This window comes from Neosynechococcus sphagnicola sy1 (assembly GCF_000775285.1).
GTDB classification, from domain to species: domain Bacteria; phylum Cyanobacteriota; class Cyanobacteriia; order Neosynechococcales; family Neosynechococcaceae; genus Neosynechococcus; species Neosynechococcus sphagnicola.
Genome location: NZ_JJML01000098.1, coordinates 1 through 504 on the forward strand (window position 1 = coordinate 1; position 504 = coordinate 504).

The 504-nt window shown below is 46.2% G+C and carries 1 protein-coding gene; it reads right to left on the reverse strand.

The genetic code is table 11. The features are described 5' to 3' along the window. Positions 1-2: 2 nt before the first annotated feature. A complete protein-coding gene (locus tag DO97_RS30470; protein WP_052129000.1) occupies positions 3-302 on the reverse strand; it encodes a helix-turn-helix domain-containing protein in 300 nt (99 codons plus the stop codon). Positions 303-504 lie beyond the last annotated feature (202 nt).

Here is a 504-nt window from a genome sequence, read left to right on the forward strand (position 1 = left end):
CGTTATGCTGACTGAACCCCAACTGCTTCGTCTAACAGATCACACAGTTCGCTCAAGGTGGCATCATTATTTGTCTCAACTAAGCCACTCAACACAGCCAGATGCTCAGCACTGAGTTTGCTGGGGGTTTGTTCTGTTCGCTGCTTCGGACGGATAGTCCCGGTCTCTCGATATTGCTTCGTTAGTTTGCGTACAAAGCTGTATGCTACATGAAACTGTTCGGCTAGCTTGCGTTGAGAGGTCTTCCCGTCTATGTATCTCTCAACTATTTTTCTCCGCAAGTCTTCAGAATATGGGCGCACGTTTATCTAGATTAACAGTGGATTCCTATATCTTACCTCGCCAGCCCTACTAGGCTGAAAAAACGCTATATAGAGCTTTAGTTCAGTATTCAAATACAATTACACTAGCCTGGATTATTCATCAATAATACCGCCCTCATCCCCCAACCCCTTCTCCCAAAAGGGGAGAAGGGGAGCCGGTCAAAGTCCCTCTCCTTTTTTG